Origin of the sequence: Gottfriedia endophytica (assembly GCF_017814275.1) — a bacterium.
Taxonomy (GTDB): Bacteria; Bacillota; Bacilli; order Bacillales; family Bacillaceae_G; genus Gottfriedia; species Gottfriedia endophytica.
Genome location: NZ_JAGIYQ010000006.1, coordinates 196,533 through 213,704, shown reverse-complemented (window position 1 = coordinate 213,704; position 17,172 = coordinate 196,533). Strand labels below are relative to the sequence as shown.

Here is a 17,172-nt window from a genome sequence, read left to right as displayed (position 1 = left end):
TCTTAAAAGTCTATATCAAAGATATGAATTTCTGCGTCAGACTTAATTTGAACCGCCGTATACGGAACCGTACGTACGGTGGTGTGAGAGGTCGGGAGTTAGTCGCTCCCTCCTACTCGATTTTTTTGAAAGCCTCCATTTTATTTGGAGGTTTTTTCTTTGCTTTGCCTGTCACTTTCATAATTTATTCATTTTACCGATAAAAGAATAAGAAATTCTGATATACCACTTAGTTGAAGAAGGGTATAAAAATCGAAGTATAAAAAATATATTTGAATTATGAAGGGAGAAAATTAAAAAATGTCTAATTATACCGTGAAAGATATGATGATTGCATATTCTGAAGATGCACTAGACCTTGCCAGTCAGATGGGAATATCTCTTGACTATTCAGAGGATAGTCTGAAGCTACTGGATGAGATTTTAGAAGAATATCATCTAGGATTACCAAAAGGTATTAAAAAACTATTTTTTAGAGGACCTTCTGAAGAGGATATTGTGCAAATGAGTAAAATCTGGGGAGGATATTTAGGCGAAGTAATCAGAAGAAATATTGGTGGAGAATGGGAAATGAGTAAGAATTTTAACAACGCCATATCTTTAACAATAAATAATACTGAAATTTACCCTCCAGCTAAAGTGAATAAAAGGATAATTAATGGGAAAGAAGATGAAGTATTCTTCTATTATCATGCTATAAAGGAAGACATTGTAAATGTATAATTTGGCTAATCCAATATGTTTTTGAGAAGGTGATTTATTGAAACTATTTTGCAAGGTAGCTAAAAAGATAACGGTTAATAATTTTATTTTTCATTGCATAATCAATGAAATACCTAGTAATGACTCAGTAAGTTTTAAAGTATATTCATCGAAAACTTCATTCTTTGAAGTGCATTTTACATGGGAAGGAAGTTCTCACTTCAACCTTCATAGACCACAGAATTGTGCAAGTATAATTAAATATGCAATTGAGCATGGATGGGGTTTTCGACAAGATAAGAAAACTATGAAAATTGAACAAGGTGATTTTCTAATTGATAAAATAGGATTATGTGTGTAACTTCAAATAAAACATGTGTTTCATATAACACTGACCAAGAAGGTAAGTACGAAGGTAATAAGTTTAATTGGATAGTTTTTTAGGAACTTTTCTAAAAGATTGTTGTTTTTAAAAAGATTTTGTTATAGGAAACAGTTGATAAATAAGTTGATTGGAACGGAAGGTGCGAGACTCCTGTGGGAGCAGCGGGACAGGTGAGACCCCGCAGGAGCGATAGCGACGAGGAGGCTCACCGCCCGCCCCACGGAAAGCGAGCGACCTGGAGTGGAAATTAACTTCTTCTCACATTGATATATAGTAACAATGTTTATGAATCAGGCATTGGCGGACGATATCACATTGGACTAGTTCCGTAAGCTAAATGAAACATATAACTTAAAAATAAAAAGAATACAATTGAAAAGAATAACCTAATAAGAACAGATCTTTTTTCTTTCTTGTTCTGAGCTTTTTTAAATAATTTATAATGGATAAAAATCAATATTGATAAAATTGGTATGTAAAGATATAGAGATATCGTATTAACCCATTCCGAATTTTTATGCCAATATTCATTTGGAGTCGGTATGATACCATCATATTGTTGATCTACTTTATTTTTAACAGTAATAAAAAAATAGGATACAACCAGATAATAGGCTGCAACTAAATACTTTACCCACCGAAATAATACCTTGTTAAATATAACGATTAACATGATAATTGTCAGATCAAAATATAAACCTGTGTATTGTTCCAACGAAATCACCTCTGACATTGTTGTTTTAATCTCTTCAAAAAAATGATGTTGAAAATGATATTTTATTATTCATTGCTCTGAAAAACAACAACTATATAACAAAAACTTAGAAATTATCCACATTCTATTCACATTCGAAAAGGTGACAGGCACCATTAAGGCAAATCCTTCTTTAAATAATAATGCGTAAAGTCTCTACCAACATGATCAATACTACCAAACACTTGATAACCATGCTTTTCATAAAATCCTAATGCTTGAAAACTTAATGTATCAACTTTAATGAAATCACACTTTTTTTCTAAAGCAATTTGCTCTACTTCTTGTAATAGTTGACTTCCATAACCGAATTTACGTATTTCCTCATCTATCATTAAGGTATGAATTTCTAGCCAATTCCAACATATTTCACCTAATAGACCACCAAGAACATTACCATTTTCATCTCTAAGAAATAAATTGATTTCTTGGTATCTGCCTCTTAAGTCTTCTGGGAAATGCGCAAAATTATACTTATAAAGCTGAAGATTTATATGATTCTTGTCCTTATTATTTAATTCTTTTGTAATATGTAAATTCATTATTTTATTCTCCTTAATTTCTAAAATCCTGCTTGTGAGATTAGTTCTTTATATTTTATCTTAAAAATCTTAATAATTAAAATTTTTATCAAATAATGTTAAAATTACATAGTAGTTGAAACGTAGATATGATGATTATTTATTAAGGGTGATACTGATGAAGAGTAATTTCCCAAAGAAAATACATATTATTGGATCAGTTGGAAGTGGGAAAACTACCTTGGCAAGGGACTTATCTACTAAGCTAAGTCTTCCATTCTATGAATTAGACAATGTTGTTTGGAAAAGATTTAAAACTGGCGATATAAGAAGAAGTGATGAAGAAAGAGATAACTATCTAAGCAAAATAATTAACTCTGAAGCTTGGATAGTAGAAGGTGTTCATCATAAATGGGTAATGGAAAGTTTCGAAAATGCTGAGTTAATCATATTTTTGGATACAAATTATTCTAAAAGGACAGTTAGAATAATAAAGAGATTCATTTTACAAAAAATGCTGCTTGAAAAAGCAAATTATAACCCTACTTTTGAAATGTTTAAGAAAATGTTTAAGTGGAATTCATATTTTGAAAAAGAAAGTAAACCAGAAATAGTAAACATATTGAACAAATACAATGATAAATTGATCATCCTAAATGATAACACTGAAGTAGAAAAATATTTGGGCTAACAAAATTTATACATACCATTTTTCTTCTCAATCATATCTTGTAAAATTATAAAATATGATTTAATAGACAGTAGGGAAGGATTTCTTTTAAACAAATCGAATAATTAAATGAATCATTCCTATATGTCATTTTTCTTCAAGTATATAGATTCGATTTGATCTTAATTAATATTTAAAATAATAGAATTTGTCCACATATTATTCACATCAAAAAAGTGACAGGCACCACCACAGAATTTGTCCACAATCTATTCACACAAAAAAAGTGACAGGCACCACCACAAAAAAAGTGACAGGCACCACCACACCAAAAGGGGGAAAACAATGGAAAGTTGGTCGGGATTTATTAAGATTGGAGAAGTACCAATCTACTTAAATAAATATATACCAGATCATCCGAAAGCAATTGTTCATATCGTTCACGGTATGGCAGAGCATAGTGGGATGTATAAAGAATTTATATCATACCTACTAGAACATAATTTTGCAGTTTATATTCAGGATCTTCGGGGGCATGGTCAAACTGCTCAAACAGAGGAAGACTTGGGATTTTTAGGCCATGATGTAGCTTGGGAGCGTATGAGTGATGATATATGTGAAATATCCAAGTTAGCGAAATCTGAGGTTCAAATGCCACTTATCTTATTTGGCCATAGTATGGGGTCCTATATTGCAAGGAGAGTTGTTCAAAAAGAAGGTAAAATCTATCATGGTTTAGTTCTTTCTGGCTCAGGTTATGACCCAGGATTGATAAGGAAATTAGGAGTAGTATTATCTAGTAGTTTAGCAAAAATGATGGGGAATCAAGCGAAGAGTAAGCTACTGGATAAACTGACATTTGGTAAATTTAATTCGAAGTTTAAACCTGCAAAAACTGATTTTGATTGGTTATCTAGGGATAACGAACAAGTTAAAAAATATGTTGAGGATCCTTATTGTGGCTTTATTTGTTCTACTAGTTTCTTTAAAGAAATGTTAACGGGTATAGGAGTAGTCCATTTAGAAGACGAAGTAAAGAAGACGCCATCTGATTTGCCAATTTTTATTTTTTCGGGAGATGAAGATCCAGTAGGGGATATGGGGAAAGGAGTAAAAAAACTCCATCAACTCTACGAAAAAAGTGGCATTCAAAATGTAACGCTAAAGCTTTATCCAAAAGGTAGACATGAAATGTTGCATGAAATTAATCGTGAAGAAGTGTTTCAGGACATTGGTGATTGGATTGAGAATCTTCCGTTGGATTTCAATAATGTAATCGTTTCTTGATGAATTTCCTCGTTCATAGTAAAATAATAGATAACAGTATATTCTGTCGGAGGTGAAGCAATGCATACATTATTTACAGTATTATTAATTATTGTTTCAATACTAATGATTCTTTTAGTACTTTTAAAAGCAGGTAAAGGCAATGGCTTATCAGGCGCAATTTCAGGTGGTGCTGAACAATTATTTGGAAAGCAAAAGGCTCGTGGGTTTGATTTAATATTACAGCGTACAACAGTTGTTGTGAGTGTTTTATTTTTCATTTTAACAATTGCTGTATCATATTTTAAACTGTAGTAAGAATGGCTGCCAGCGTTGGTAGCTTTTTTATTTTTCCCTACTTCACATTTTCTTCTTTTATCAAGTTTATAGTATTATTTTGATCATTTTGCTATTCTCTCATTCAGCTTTGCTATTAATCAACATTTCCTCTCACTTCTTTCTTTTTTTAATCGTTTAAAAACCCACACTGAAACAGAAAATAGAACTAGTCTATATTAAAATGATGAACATTCATCAGAAAAGCTATTTTTATGGAAATACAATCCAAACAAAGGTAAAATGAAGTGTTCAGTAATTATAATCTATACGTTTGATTAAGTTTAACGACATTAGCGACACCATTAAATCAAACGTTTGTTTGAAAGTTTAATTCGTTCATTTAAGAAATATTTACGTTGGAGTGATACATATATTATGAAAGTAACGATGCCAAAGCCGTTTACGTTTGAAGGTGGCGAACGTGCGGTATTACTATTACATGGATTTACAGGTCATTCAGCAGATGTTAGAATGCTTGGTCGTTTTTTAGAAAAACAAGGATATACTTGTCATGCCCCTCATTATGAAGGACATGGTGTACCTCCAGAGGAATTAGTTCATACTGGTCCTGATGATTGGTGGAAGGATGTAATGAATGCCTATCAATTTTTAAAGGACCGTGGACATCAAAAAATTGCGGCTGTTGGACTTTCTCTAGGTGGGGTGTTCTCATTAAAATTAGGATATACGGTTCCGTTAACTGGAATTGTAACAATGTGTTCGCCGATGTATATTAAAAGTGAAGAAATCATGTACCAAGGTGTATTAGCTTATGCTCGCGAATTTAAAAAACGTGAAGGAAAAAGCGAAGAGCAAATTGAAATAGAAATGGAAGAATACAGTAAAGCACCAATGAAAACACTTAAGGCGCTTCAAGGTTTAATTCAAGAAGTACGAGATGATGTCGATACAGTTTATACACCGACTTTTGTTGTACAAGCGCGTCATGATGAAATGATTAATACAGATAGTGCCAATATTATTTTTAATAATGTTCAATCAGATCATAAAAAATTAAAATGGTATGAAAATTCAACTCATGTCATTACATTAGGGAATGAACGTGATGAATTGCATGAAGATGTCCTTGAATTTTTAAATAGCTTGGATTGGTAGAAATAGAAATTCTGGGAATTGGACAAACTAATAAAAAATGTAAAAAAAGAACCCTCTAGCCATTTGGTTAGAATAGGAGTGATTTGGTTGGAAGAGTACCAACTTTGGAAAGAAAAGATTTTACAATTAATGAAAAGTAATGAGTACAAACCATTAAATATTCAAGAATTAGAAGAAGCTTTTGAAATTACGGATGCAGTTGAATTTAGAGAACTGGTTAAAACACTTGTAACTTTAGAGGATGAAGGATATATCACTCGTTCTCGTAATAACAAGTATAATCTTCCTAAAGAAGCTAATTTAGTAAGAGGGAAGCTTACTGGTCATGCTCGTGGATTTGCATTTGTTATACCTGAAGAAGAAGGTGCAGAAGATGTTTTTATTTCTCCTTCTGATCTAAATGGTGCCCTTCATGGAGATATTGTTATAGCAAGAATCACGAAAGAAAAAAGTGATGCTCGTCGTGAAGGAACAATTGTAAAAATTATTGAGCGTGGGCAAACAACAATGGTAGGTACATACCAAGCTCAAAAAAACTTTGGATTTGTAGTCCCAGATGAAAAGCGTTTTGGCAGTGATATTTTTATTACGAAAAGTGATTCGATGGGAGCGGTCGATGGCCATAAAGTAATTGTGGAATTAACACAATTTCCTGAAGGCGGAAAAAAAGCTGAAGGAAAAATTATTCAAATCCTTGGCCATAAAAATGATCCAGGTGTCGATATTCTCTCAGTTATTCATAAATTTGGTTTACCGCAAGCATTCCCTGAGGACGTAATGGACCAGGCAAATGCAGTACCAGATGAAATTAACGAAAATGATATCGGTAACAGACGTGATTTACGTAATGAAATGATCGTAACAATTGATGGAGCAGATGCGAAAGATTTAGATGACGCAGTTACTGTCACTAAGCTTGAAAATGGAAACTATAAATTAGGTGTCCATATTGCAGATGTTTCTTATTATGTAACCGAGAATTCACCGATTGATCAAGAAGCGTATGATCGTGGAACAAGTATTTATCTTGTCGACCGAGTAATCCCAATGATTCCTCACCGTTTATCGAACGGAATCTGCTCATTGAATCCAAAAGTTAATCGCTTTACACTTTCTTGTGAAATGGAAATTAACGAAAAAGGTGAAGTTGTTAGCCATGAAATTTTTGAAAGTATTATAAAAACGACTGAAAGAATGACATATAGTGATGTAAACAGTATTCTAGATGAAAATGATGAGGCATTGCGTGAACGTTACGAACCACTTGTTCCAATGTTTGAAGAAATGGCTCATTTAGCAAGTATTCTTAGAAGTCGACGAATGAACCGCGGGGCAATTGATTTTGATTTTAAAGAAGCAAAAGTTCTTGTTAATGAAGAAGGGCATCCTTTTGACGTTGTTTTACGTGATCGTTCGACTGCTGAAAAGCTAATTGAAGAGTTTATGCTTGTAGCAAATGAAACAGTTGCTGAACATTTTCATTGGTTAAATGTACCGTTTATGTATCGTGTTCATGAAGATCCAAAAGAAGAAAAACTGCAACGTTTCTTTGAATTTATTACAAATTTTGGGTATACCGTAAAAGGTACTGCAAATAACATCCATCCACGTGCACTTCAACAAGTGTTAGAAATGGTACATGGACAGCCAGAAGAAACGGTCATATCAACTGTTATGCTTCGTTCGATGAAGCAGGCAAAATATGAAGCAGACAATTTAGGTCACTTTGGCTTAGCAGCAGAGTTCTACACTCACTTTACGTCACCTATCCGTCGTTATCCCGATTTAATTGTACATCGACTGATTCGAACTTACTTACTACAAGGTAAAATAGACGACAATACGAAACGCGAATGGGATGATAAATTACCTGCAATCGCTGATCATACTTCTAAAATGGAGCGTCGAGCGGTTGATTCTGAACGTGAAACAGATGACATGAAAAAAGCAGAATTTATGCTTGATAAAATTGGTGAAGAGTATGAAGGGATTATTAGTTCCGTTACAAACTTCGGAATGTTTATCGAGCTCCATAATACGATTGAAGGTCTTGTACGCGTAGCAGACTTGTCAGATGATTACTATAACTATGATGAGCGTTCTTACGCAATGATTGGTGAACGTACAGGTAAAGTATTCCGAATTGGTGATGAGGTTAAAATCCGCGTTGCGAATGTTGATAAAGAAGAACGTGCCATTGACTTCGAAATTGTTGGCATGACAGGAACAAAATCTCGACGTGGTAATAGTAGAAGATCTGTTTCACTTCCAGATTCAAGCGGTAGAGGTGGTAAACGAGGAGAATCTCGTAGTCGAAATGGCCAAGAAAGAGGCGGACGAGGAGAATCCCGTGGTCGAAACGGTCAAGAAAGAGGCGGACGAGGAGAATCCCGTGGTCGAAACGGACAAGAAAGAGGCGGACGAGGAGAATCCCGTGGTCGAAACGGTCAAGAAAGAAGCGGGCGTGAAGAGTCACGCGATCGAAACGGTCAAGAAAGAGGCGGACGTGAAGAGTCACGCGATCGAAATGGCCAAGAAGGTAGCTCACGTGGAAGATCAAGAGGAAAACGTGATGACCGTTATAATCCAACTAAGAAAAAACGTGCTTTTTATGATGGAATCGCAAAAGGTAAAAAGAAGAAAAAACGAGATTAAAAAATGGACTGGCTCACATTAAGAGCCAGTCCATTTCTATTTTAGTACATTAAGATGCACTTATATCTTCGTTTTCTTGATCGCCATTCCATGTTTCTAGGTGTTCACGACCTGGTAAATCTGGAATATTAGCTGCGTTAAACACAGGGTTTAATCCTTGTTTCTTTTGTTTAATATAATCTGTTAAGACGTTTTTAGCTACTTTTGACAGTCTAGTAATAGCGTATAAGTTTACAAGGACCATTAATCCCATAAAAATATCTGCTAGTGACCAAACTAATTCAGCACTTTTTACTGTTCCAAATACAACCATGCCAATAACCGCAAGTCGGTAGAATAATATTGTTTTCTTACCATTTTTCATAAAGCGGATATTTGATTCGCCATAGTAGTAATTTCCAATAATTGTACTTAATGCAAATAAGAACACAGCGATCGAGATAAACATTGCTGCAAATGGACCAACACCTTGTCTTAATGACTCTTGTGTTAAAGGAATACCTGTTAAGTTTGATGTTTTATATACACCTGATACTAAAATAATCATAGCTGTTGAAGAACAGATAACAAATGTGTCTAAAATAACACCTAATGCTTGAATAAATCCTTGTTTAGCAGGATGTGTTACGTCAGCAGCAGCAGCTGCATTTGGTGCAGAACCCATACCAGCTTCATTTGAGAATAGTCCACGGCGAACACCTTGTAGTACAGTAGCACCGATTATTCCACCAAAAAGTTGTTTAAAGCTAAAAATTCCATCAGAGAAGATAGCTGAAAATACACTTGGTAAAATGTGATAATTAGCTACCATCATCCAAATTGATAAAAGGATATATACGCCAGCTTTAATAGGCACTAACGTAATTGAAAACTTAGCAACAGATTGAACGCCACCAAAAATAATTAAAGAAGTAATTACGATTAAAATAATTGCAGATGTTGATGTTTTTACACCAAATTCATTTTGTAAAGAAGCAGCAATTGTGTTAGCTTGTACTGCATTAAAAATAAGACCAAATGATAATGTAATTAAAATACTGAATGCTATACCTAACCAGCGATTACCTAAAGCTTTTTCCATATAGTAAGCTGGGCCACCACGCCATGCTTTTCCATCTTTTCCATCTCGTACTTTATACACCTGAGCAAGTGTACTCTCAACGAAAGCTGATGCAGAACCAATAAGAGCCATTAACCACATCCAAAATACAGCACCAGGACCTCCTAATGCAACAGCAGTAGCAACCCCAGCGATATTACCTGTACCGATACGTGCAGCCATACCGATTGCAAATGCTTGAAGAGAGGATACGCTTTTTTTATCTTTATTTGGTTTTTTTTCAGTAAGTAAACGGAACATTTCTGGGAAAAATCTAAATTGGACGAATCCCATTCTTATCGTTAAAAATAATCCAAGTCCAACTAGGAGAATAACAATAAGTTTCGACCATAAAAAATCATCAAATTGTGCAATAAAATTTGTCACAGATTCACACTCCTTTATTATTGATAGAATATTCGACAAAAAACGAACATAATCGACATTATATAGTGAAAATGTCCTATCTGTAAATAGGTGATATACAACAATTTGAATTGGAAGATTCTGTACTACAATCTTAAGGGATAGTGCAACTGTCTGAATGAGTTAACTGTTATAGTATAATTTCAGAGTTTAGGTTTATTTTTAACTAAAAAACAATTGATTATCAAATTGAAAGATGTTCGAACTAAATACAAACAGTTCAAACTTTCCTTCAATGGTTGTTTTTGTTAAAATAGAACCTAATAGTGAGGTGAACGACATGCCAAAAGGTGTTGGGAAAGTTATTGCACAAAATAAAAAAGCTTATCATGATTATTTTATTGAAGAAACATATGAAGCGGGAATGGTTCTTCAAGGAACGGAAATTAAATCGCTTCGTGCTGGGAAAGCTAACTTAAAAGATTCTTTCGCACGTGTTCAAAACGGTGAAGTGTGGCTTCATAATATGCACGTAAGTCCATATGAACAAGGTAATCGTTACAATCACGATCCTTTAAGAACAAGAAAGCTTCTTTTACACAATAAAGAAATTGTAAAATTAATTGGTTATACTAAAGAAACTGGATACACTCTTGTTCCTTTAAAAGTTTATTTAAAAAATGGTTATGCTAAATTGTTATTAGGTTTAGGAAAAGGGAAGAAACAATTCGATAAACGTGATGATCTGAAGAAGAAAGAAGCAAAACGTGAAGTTGAGCGTGCATTCCGCGATCGTCAAAAAATGTAGAATGTACGGGCATTTTCAATTAATGGATAAAACTAGTTAAACTTCTATTCTTTTTATGATTTAGTAACAATTGTTAATTGAAAGTTCCTGTGCATATGCTATAATAACTCATGTAAGGTAGTTAGCAACACAAAAACATGAAGCATTGAATGATGGCAATTTGAACTTTGAAAAACAGTTCAGTACGCTACTCGATATAGTTTCTGCTTCGTAAGTCATCCTTTAGAAGACAATATGAAAATTGTTGTCTTGCGATATGAGCTTTAACTAGTTCATAAAGCATTTCTAATATGGGGACGTTACGGATTCGACAGGGGTAGTTCGAGCTTAAGTTGCGAGTCGAGGGGGTCGGCCTCGTTAAAACGCCAAAGCCAATAACTGGCAAAAACAACAATTTCGCTTTAGCTGCTTAATAGCATCTAAAGGCTCCTCCTATGTATCGCCCATGTGCATAGCTTAGAGGGGTTCACTCATTAGTGGGCTACGCCGGACCTCGCCGTCTGAGGGGAAAGGAAGAGATTAACCAGACTAGCTACTAGGAAGCCTGTCATTGGGCTGAATAGTATGCGAAATACGAATACGATGACTACACTCGTAGAAGCTTAAGTGCCGATATTTCTGGACGTGGGTTCGACTCCCACCGTCTCCACCAATACATACTGTTGGTGGTTTTTTATTTTGTGTGTGATTTGAACCATAATTTTGCCAGATTGGCAAAGATATGCTTCAAAAAATACAGTAAGTTGTTGTAAGAGGCTTTAAAGAATAAATATATAGTATATATTGGGGCTATACGTAAAATAAAATTTACTATAGCCCTTTTTCTTTTTAGAAGTATTTACAATATTGATCTTTTCTAAGTTTCCCACTTAATTCAGCATATATTTTTGTGGTTTCACTTTTTTCATGACCTAATAAACTTTGAATTACCTCCAAAGGAGCACCATTATTCATCATATGTGTAGCATAACTATGTCTAAGTTGATGAGGACAAATATCTTTATTAATTAAAGAACGATTTGAAACTTGTTTTATTATATGACGTGTTTGAGCGATACTCATTCTGTGAGGATTCCTCTCAGTAACAAATAAAGAAGGATCGTTATCCTTTCGTTTATTTAAGTATCTAAAAAGCCAAATTTCGGACCGTATGTTAAAATATACTTCTCTCTCTTTGTTCCCTTTCCCTCTTACAATTATTGAGTGATTAGACCAGTTAATATCATTTCGATTTAATCTTACAATTTCTCCTATTCTACAGCCAGACGAATACATAAATTCAATAATCGCATGCTCCCTTGATGATATACATGCTTCACGTAAGTGCCCAATTTCTTTTCTGTTAAAAATTTTGGAATTCGTTTTCCTGGTTTTGGCTCTTTAATTTTAGATGATGGATTTTTGGTAATAAAACCTTCTTCATGGGCCCATCGAAAAAATGATTTAATAAATCTATCCCGATGTCCTAAACTTGATGGTTTTAATGATTTGCTTACTTTAACTAGATATGATTTTAAACATTCAGTATTAATATTACAAAGTTCAATATTTCCAAAATGCTTAATTAGTAAATTCGATTGAATTGCATAGGCTTTTAAAGTAAATTCAGAATAACCTTCAATTAATTTATCATCTAAATAACATTCCCATCCTTTTGATAATTGCATTATCCATCCCTCCGAATATAGAAAACATTTACAAAAGCATTATTGACAATTCCATTAACATAAATTTAAAAATGTGGAAAAATTTTTTTATTACACAACGGTTTGAGAGCAATATAAAAGTTAGTAAAAAGGAAGAGTGTTATTCAACTATTTGGCAGTTTAGTTGAATAAGGAAAGGGGATTTTTATAATGCCATAGAAATAAAATATTATAAAATATTCAGAGTGAGGTTAAGAATGAAAACATACTTACTAAAAAGGAGTAAGCACTATTTATTTATTTTAACTGGTGGATTTATAGGGATGTTATTAGCCTTAATGGTTAATAAGAAATTATATTTGAATCATAATAATATTTATCTTTTTAAATGGATGGGGATTGGATTATTGATAAGTGAGGTTGTTCTTTTTACTTCTTGGTTCTTTAAAAAGGATAAAAATTAGTTTAACTAACGCATGCGATACTTCATTAGAAGATCGCTTCTTTTATTCAACATAATGGCAGTTTAGTTGAATAAGGCAAGGACTTTTCGACTCATAAATCGAATAAATAATTATATAAAATCTCGAAATATTTCAATTGAAATTAACTCAATGGTAGTTTGTTTATAAAGTGTTATTTGAGGAGTGACCATCATTATGTAGAGAAGGAAAGGTACTATCCAAGAAAATTGGTACTGTGTGGATTATTGTGAAAGATCAAGAAAACCCAAGTAAAAGAAAAGAGGATTTACTCAATGACTTATGATCTATTATTTAAGCTATTTTTTGTATTTTCGATAGGGGTATCTATTTATGGAATATGTAGAAGTGCTAAGAATAAGCTCTACAAAATCTTGTTTAGATCAATTTTTCTTTTTTTATTCTCTTCAACGGTAATGTTCTTTTATCTACAAAACAGTGACAGTATTGCAAAATATTTTATTCCAGGTATAGCATATTTTACTGGAGCAATTAGTTTTAAAAAAAATAACAAAAGGTATAGCATGTTTTACTGAAGCAATTAGTTTTAAAATAACAAAAGTTATAGCAGATTAAACATGCTATAAAACATATATTCCATCTTACCTATACTGCTGCCATTTAAGGCAATAAAAAACCGACTAAACAGTCGAATATGATGTTCAACTAACGCATGCTTTAGTTCAATAATACTTGTACTTGTCCGCCAGTGATTTCTCCTATTTTAGAATTCGTTTACTTTAATTAATATAGAGGAGTTTATTTATGGATGAAAAAGATTTGTTGGAATTCTTAATGTTTATTGCTGAGGAAGATGCCCAAATCAGTACAATTATTGGATTTTTCACAAATCAATTAGGTTATAACGTAAATACTATTAAGAATATAGTTGACTATGGTGTGAAAATGAATATTTTACAAGTAATTGAAATTGACAAAGACTTTGAACACTATATCGTTGTAAATGAGTTAAGCGAAATTGATTGGACTACTTCAAATGTTAGACACGAAATATATTTTAATGACTTTGAGTATTGTAGAAAAAAATTATTTGTTCCTAATCCTAAAATACCAAGTGAATTTAGGTGTTTTATTAAAGGGTAGTATTCACTTATTCTTGTTCAACTAACGCATGCGATAGTTTAATACCACGAGTACCTTTTTGGTGCTCTTTTTTTATTGGAGTAAATGGCAGGATAGTCATATTGTAAGGGATGTATCAGTATTAATAGCGGGGAACCGTATCATATGTAAATGAGGTTTTGAAATTCTTGGTACTGAAACGATAACTAATTTAATCGATTTTCCTTTTTTCCTCTCTTCAAAATCATACCCAAATATTGGACCGTGTTGTGGGTTATTACCAATTATTCAACATTTACTCATATGCTATCCCTTATGTATGATAGAAATATAAACTAGTAGGTTTCCCATAAGGTACTAGATTGCTAGAATACATAATTTTATATCAGATTTAAGGGAGAGAGACTATGAAACATGCAGCAAAGTGGATGCGCTCGTTTATTTCTGTTGTTCTGCTGATTAGCGTTCTGCTAACGAGCCATTCTGTAGCTTGGGCGTCTGGAGTAATGCCGCCAGCGACAAGCGCCAATTTAAAAGGGATTGATGTATCGAAATGGCAAGGAACTATTGACTGGAAGCAGGTCAAAAACTCAGGTATAGCTTTCGTCTATGCAAAGGCTTCACAAGGTACAACATATACGGACCCTATGTTTTCGACTAATGTGCAGGGAGCAAGGGCAGCAGGGCTCCCTATTGGTGCCTACCACTATGCAAGTCCGAGTGCGCCATATAGCCCTGACGATGCAAAAGCTGAAGCGCAGTATTTCGTCAATGTGATGACGAATGGAGGAATGGGCGATTTTGGAGATATCATGCCTGTTCTTGATTTAGAACAACCTGCTACAACTGGAACGCTAACTTCCGATGAAATAGCCAGTTGGGCAAGAGTTTTTACCGATACGGTAAAGTCACTGACGAATCGCCGGGTAATGGTCTACACAGGTGCATGGTTTGTACAGCAGTACAACGATTTTGGTGGCAAGCTTTCAGATCTTCCCGTTTGGATTGCACGCTATGGCATTACTCAACCACCAGCTGTTGGCGGGTGGACCCAATGGACAGCTTGGCAGTACGACCAAGGTACAGTCCCAGGAATATCGGGAAATGTAGATTTAGATTATGGTCCAATGTCAATCGATTCATTAAGGGGTAACCTGACATATAAGGTTGTTTTTAAAGATGCGGACGGTACGGTCCTGTCTACTGAGCAGATTGGATATGGATCTGCTGCTAATCCTCCTGTAAATCCAGAGAGAACGGGATATACATTCACAGGCTGGGATATCAATTTCAGCAATGTTACATCAGACCTAGTGGTAACTGCCCAGTATAAGATCAATCAATATAAAGTAGTGTTCATGGATTCCGATGGTAAGGTCCTTGATACTCAGACGGTCGCGTATGGCTCATCTGCCAGTGTACCTCAAAATCCATCAAAGGATGGATATACTTTCTTACAGTGGGATCAAGCATTTAACAAGATAACGTCTGATCTTACGGTAAAGGCTATTTACGAACCCAAAATCTATACTATTATTTTCAAAGACTATAATGGAACCATTTTGAGTGATTCAAAAGTGAAATATAATATGCCGATTACAGCACCTGCACATCCAAACCGGACTGGTTATACTTTTACTGGCTGGGATCAGAAGTTTACCAATGCTACTTCCGATTTAACCATTACTGCTCTTTATAAGATTAACCAATATCCGGTTATCTTTAAAAATGACGATGGCAATGTCCTTAGCACTCAAACGGTTAATTATGGGGCAAAACCGTCATCAGTAAAAGCACCAGTTCGAACAGGTTATACGTTTGTCGGCTGGTTTAAAAGTTCAAAGGATACCGTTCCATACAATCTTCAAACACCGATAAAATTTGCTGTTGTCCTATCTGCACGCTATGCTAAAAATACGACAGTACCGGGTTGGGTGAAAGTCACTTCAGCAGGTTACAGTAAAGTAAAAGTCACCTGGAGGGCTGTTTCTGGAGCACAAGGCTATGAAATTTTCCGGGCTACTACGAAAACGGGGACATACAGTTATCTCGCTACATCCAGTTCTTCTTACACAAACAGTAGTTTGGTAACGAACCGAGCGTATTATTACAAAGTTCGTGCATTCCGAGTGGTGAATGGTACGAAGGTTGATAGCTCCTTTTCGACTATTGTAAGTGGTACTCCAGTCCTTGCGGCACCGACCGGACTAAAAGCAGCCAGAGCAAGCAGCACTTCAATTAAACTGACGTGGAATAGAGGGACAGAAGCCAGCGGATACGAAATTTTCAGGGCGACGTCCTATAAAGGCGTATATACGAAAGTAGTCACTCTAACATCGGGTTCTACTCTAAGTTTTACAAATACTAAACTATCGAAAGGCAAGCTGTATTACTTCAAAATCAGGGCCTATAGAACAGTAAACGGGAAAAAAATTTATAGTGGATATTCAAATACCGTATACCTAAAAACATATTGAATTCGTTACTAAGTTTTAGCTACCTTAATTGTGCGTTTTACAGTCACAATTGGGTAGCTTATTTTTTAAAGAAAGGAAGAGGAGATAGACCACGTGCCTGTCAATTCCGCCATTAATTCAGGTAGCTCTTTGAGGATTAGGTGCACTATGAAAGGTTTTTTTAGTTTTATAATAAGGGATGAAAAACTAGATTTTGATAGAATTACAGCAAACTTGAATGTTACTCCAACTGAAATAAAGAAAAAAGGTAGTTTAATTAATTCATTAAGAAAAATGAAAGATGATTTATGGACTTATAAAGTTAAATATGATGGTTATGAAGATTTACATCAAGTATTAGAAAAATTTTTAATAAAGTTATCTAAATCGAAAATGTATATTAATGAAATTTCCAAAATTCATAACGTATATATTTTCTTTAGTGCTCGTTCAAATTTAGGGCAAATGGGGTTTGAACTAAACCCAAATATATTACAAATGTTAGTGAATTAAACATTAGATTTGAAGTTCATATCTTTCGGAGAAGTAGAAATAGAATAAATTCTTATTTATGAATTACTTGACACAATTTCTTCAAATCTACAGGATTCTATACAAAAAAGAAGAAATCTTTATAAGACAAATATCTCTCAAAAGCCTGTTAGATCAACGATGTATAAAAAAGTGTATATTGTAATAAAACAGGCGAAAGGCAATCCTTTTTACACCAAAGGATTGCCTTTTTTTAACTTCTGTTAAGATTGATTATATAAACTGTAATTGTATAATTTATTCATAAGAAAGTGAAATAGACGTTTCTAAAA

At 34.0% G+C, this 17,172-nt stretch carries 15 protein-coding genes, 1 other RNA gene and 1 pseudogene; 13 read left to right on the top strand and 4 right to left on the bottom strand.

Translation table 11 applies throughout. From position 1 onward, the window contains the following. Window positions 1–300 precede the first annotated feature (300 nt). Both J5Y03_RS11510 and J5Y03_RS11505 read left to right on the top strand, forming a co-directional pair. Entirely contained in the window at window positions 301–723 is a 423-nt protein-coding gene (locus J5Y03_RS11510; protein WP_209405727.1) for a hypothetical protein, read from the top strand. A 37-nt stretch (window positions 724–760) separates the two neighbouring features. Further along, window positions 761–1,063 (top strand): hypothetical protein, encoded by a 303-nt coding sequence (locus J5Y03_RS11505; RefSeq protein WP_209405725.1) that lies wholly within the window; start codon window positions 761–763, stop codon window positions 1,061–1,063. A 334-nt stretch (window positions 1,064–1,397) separates the two neighbouring features. Here J5Y03_RS11505 and J5Y03_RS11500 read toward each other — a convergent pair whose 3' ends face one another. Further along, window positions 1,398–1,802: a hypothetical protein gene (locus J5Y03_RS11500; protein WP_209405723.1), complete on the bottom strand. Its 405-nt coding sequence runs from the start codon at window positions 1,800–1,802 to the stop codon at window positions 1,398–1,400. A 155-nt stretch (window positions 1,803–1,957) separates the two neighbouring features. Next, window positions 1,958–2,383 carry a GNAT family N-acetyltransferase gene (locus J5Y03_RS11495; protein WP_209405721.1) on the bottom strand — a complete coding sequence of 142 codons (426 nt, stop codon included), beginning with the start codon at window positions 2,381–2,383 and terminating at the stop codon, window positions 1,958–1,960. 157 nt (window positions 2,384–2,540) lie between these two features. Between J5Y03_RS11495 and J5Y03_RS11490 the strand changes: the two genes are divergently transcribed. The 5 genes from J5Y03_RS11490 to rnr all read left to right on the top strand — a co-directional run bounded on the left by J5Y03_RS11490 (window position 2,541) and on the right by rnr (window position 8,408). Then, window positions 2,541–3,053 carry an AAA family ATPase gene (locus J5Y03_RS11490; protein WP_209405719.1) on the top strand — a complete coding sequence of 171 codons (513 nt, stop codon included), beginning with the start codon at window positions 2,541–2,543 and terminating at the stop codon, window positions 3,051–3,053. Between the two features lie 324 nt (window positions 3,054–3,377). Next, window positions 3,378–4,319 (top strand): alpha/beta hydrolase, encoded by a 942-nt coding sequence (locus tag J5Y03_RS11485; protein WP_209405717.1) that lies wholly within the window; start codon window positions 3,378–3,380, stop codon window positions 4,317–4,319. Between the two features lie 60 nt (window positions 4,320–4,379). Next, window positions 4,380–4,613 carry a preprotein translocase subunit SecG gene (gene secG / locus J5Y03_RS11480; RefSeq protein WP_209405715.1) on the top strand — a complete coding sequence of 78 codons (234 nt, stop codon included), beginning with the start codon at window positions 4,380–4,382 and terminating at the stop codon, window positions 4,611–4,613. A 396-nt stretch (window positions 4,614–5,009) separates the two neighbouring features. Further along, complete coding sequence (locus tag J5Y03_RS11475; protein WP_322099574.1) at window positions 5,010–5,753, top strand: alpha/beta hydrolase; 744 nt, start codon at window positions 5,010–5,012, stop codon at window positions 5,751–5,753. Between the two features lie 129 nt (window positions 5,754–5,882). After that, window positions 5,883–8,408 carry a ribonuclease R gene (rnr, locus tag J5Y03_RS11470; RefSeq protein WP_245208870.1) on the top strand — a complete coding sequence of 842 codons (2,526 nt, stop codon included), beginning with the start codon at window positions 5,883–5,885 and terminating at the stop codon, window positions 8,406–8,408. Window positions 8,409–8,457: 49 nt separating this feature from the next. Here rnr and J5Y03_RS11465 read toward each other — a convergent pair whose 3' ends face one another. Beyond that, window positions 8,458–9,894, bottom strand: coding sequence for an alanine/glycine:cation symporter family protein (locus J5Y03_RS11465; protein WP_209405708.1), 1,437 nt, complete (start codon window positions 9,892–9,894; stop codon window positions 8,458–8,460). A gap of 319 nt (window positions 9,895–10,213) precedes the next feature. Here J5Y03_RS11465 and smpB point away from each other — a divergent pair, with 319 nt between their 5' ends. Both smpB and ssrA read left to right on the top strand, forming a co-directional pair. Then, window positions 10,214–10,681 carry an SsrA-binding protein SmpB gene (gene smpB, locus J5Y03_RS11460; RefSeq protein ID WP_209405706.1) on the top strand — a complete coding sequence of 156 codons (468 nt, stop codon included), beginning with the start codon at window positions 10,214–10,216 and terminating at the stop codon, window positions 10,679–10,681. Window positions 10,682–10,973: 292 nt separating this feature from the next. Beyond that, window positions 10,974–11,333, top strand: a transfer-messenger RNA (tmRNA) gene (gene ssrA, locus J5Y03_RS11455). A gap of 176 nt (window positions 11,334–11,509) precedes the next feature. On the opposite strand, the pseudogene J5Y03_RS11450 reads toward ssrA, so the two are convergent. After that, window positions 11,510–12,348: pseudogene (locus J5Y03_RS11450) on the bottom strand (tyrosine-type recombinase/integrase). A gap of 236 nt (window positions 12,349–12,584) precedes the next feature. On the opposite strand from J5Y03_RS11450, the gene J5Y03_RS11445 reads away from it, so the two are divergent. The 4 genes from J5Y03_RS11445 to J5Y03_RS11430 all read left to right on the top strand — a co-directional run bounded on the left by J5Y03_RS11445 (window position 12,585) and on the right by J5Y03_RS11430 (window position 16,861). After that, a complete protein-coding gene (locus J5Y03_RS11445) occupies window positions 12,585–12,791 on the top strand; it encodes a hypothetical protein (protein ID WP_209405704.1) in 207 nt (68 codons plus the stop codon). A 783-nt stretch (window positions 12,792–13,574) separates the two neighbouring features. After that, window positions 13,575–13,913 (top strand): hypothetical protein, encoded by a 339-nt coding sequence (locus J5Y03_RS11440; protein WP_209405702.1) that lies wholly within the window; start codon window positions 13,575–13,577, stop codon window positions 13,911–13,913. Window positions 13,914–14,299: 386 nt separating this feature from the next. Then, the gene (locus J5Y03_RS11435) at window positions 14,300–16,369 is read left to right on the top strand and encodes a GH25 family lysozyme (RefSeq protein WP_209405700.1); all 2,070 of its coding nucleotides are present in this window, start codon (window positions 14,300–14,302) and stop codon (window positions 16,367–16,369) included. Between the two features lie 147 nt (window positions 16,370–16,516). Beyond that, complete coding sequence (locus J5Y03_RS11430) at window positions 16,517–16,861, top strand: DUF4279 domain-containing protein (protein ID WP_209405698.1); 345 nt, start codon at window positions 16,517–16,519, stop codon at window positions 16,859–16,861. The last annotated feature ends 311 nt before the right edge of the window (window positions 16,862–17,172 follow it).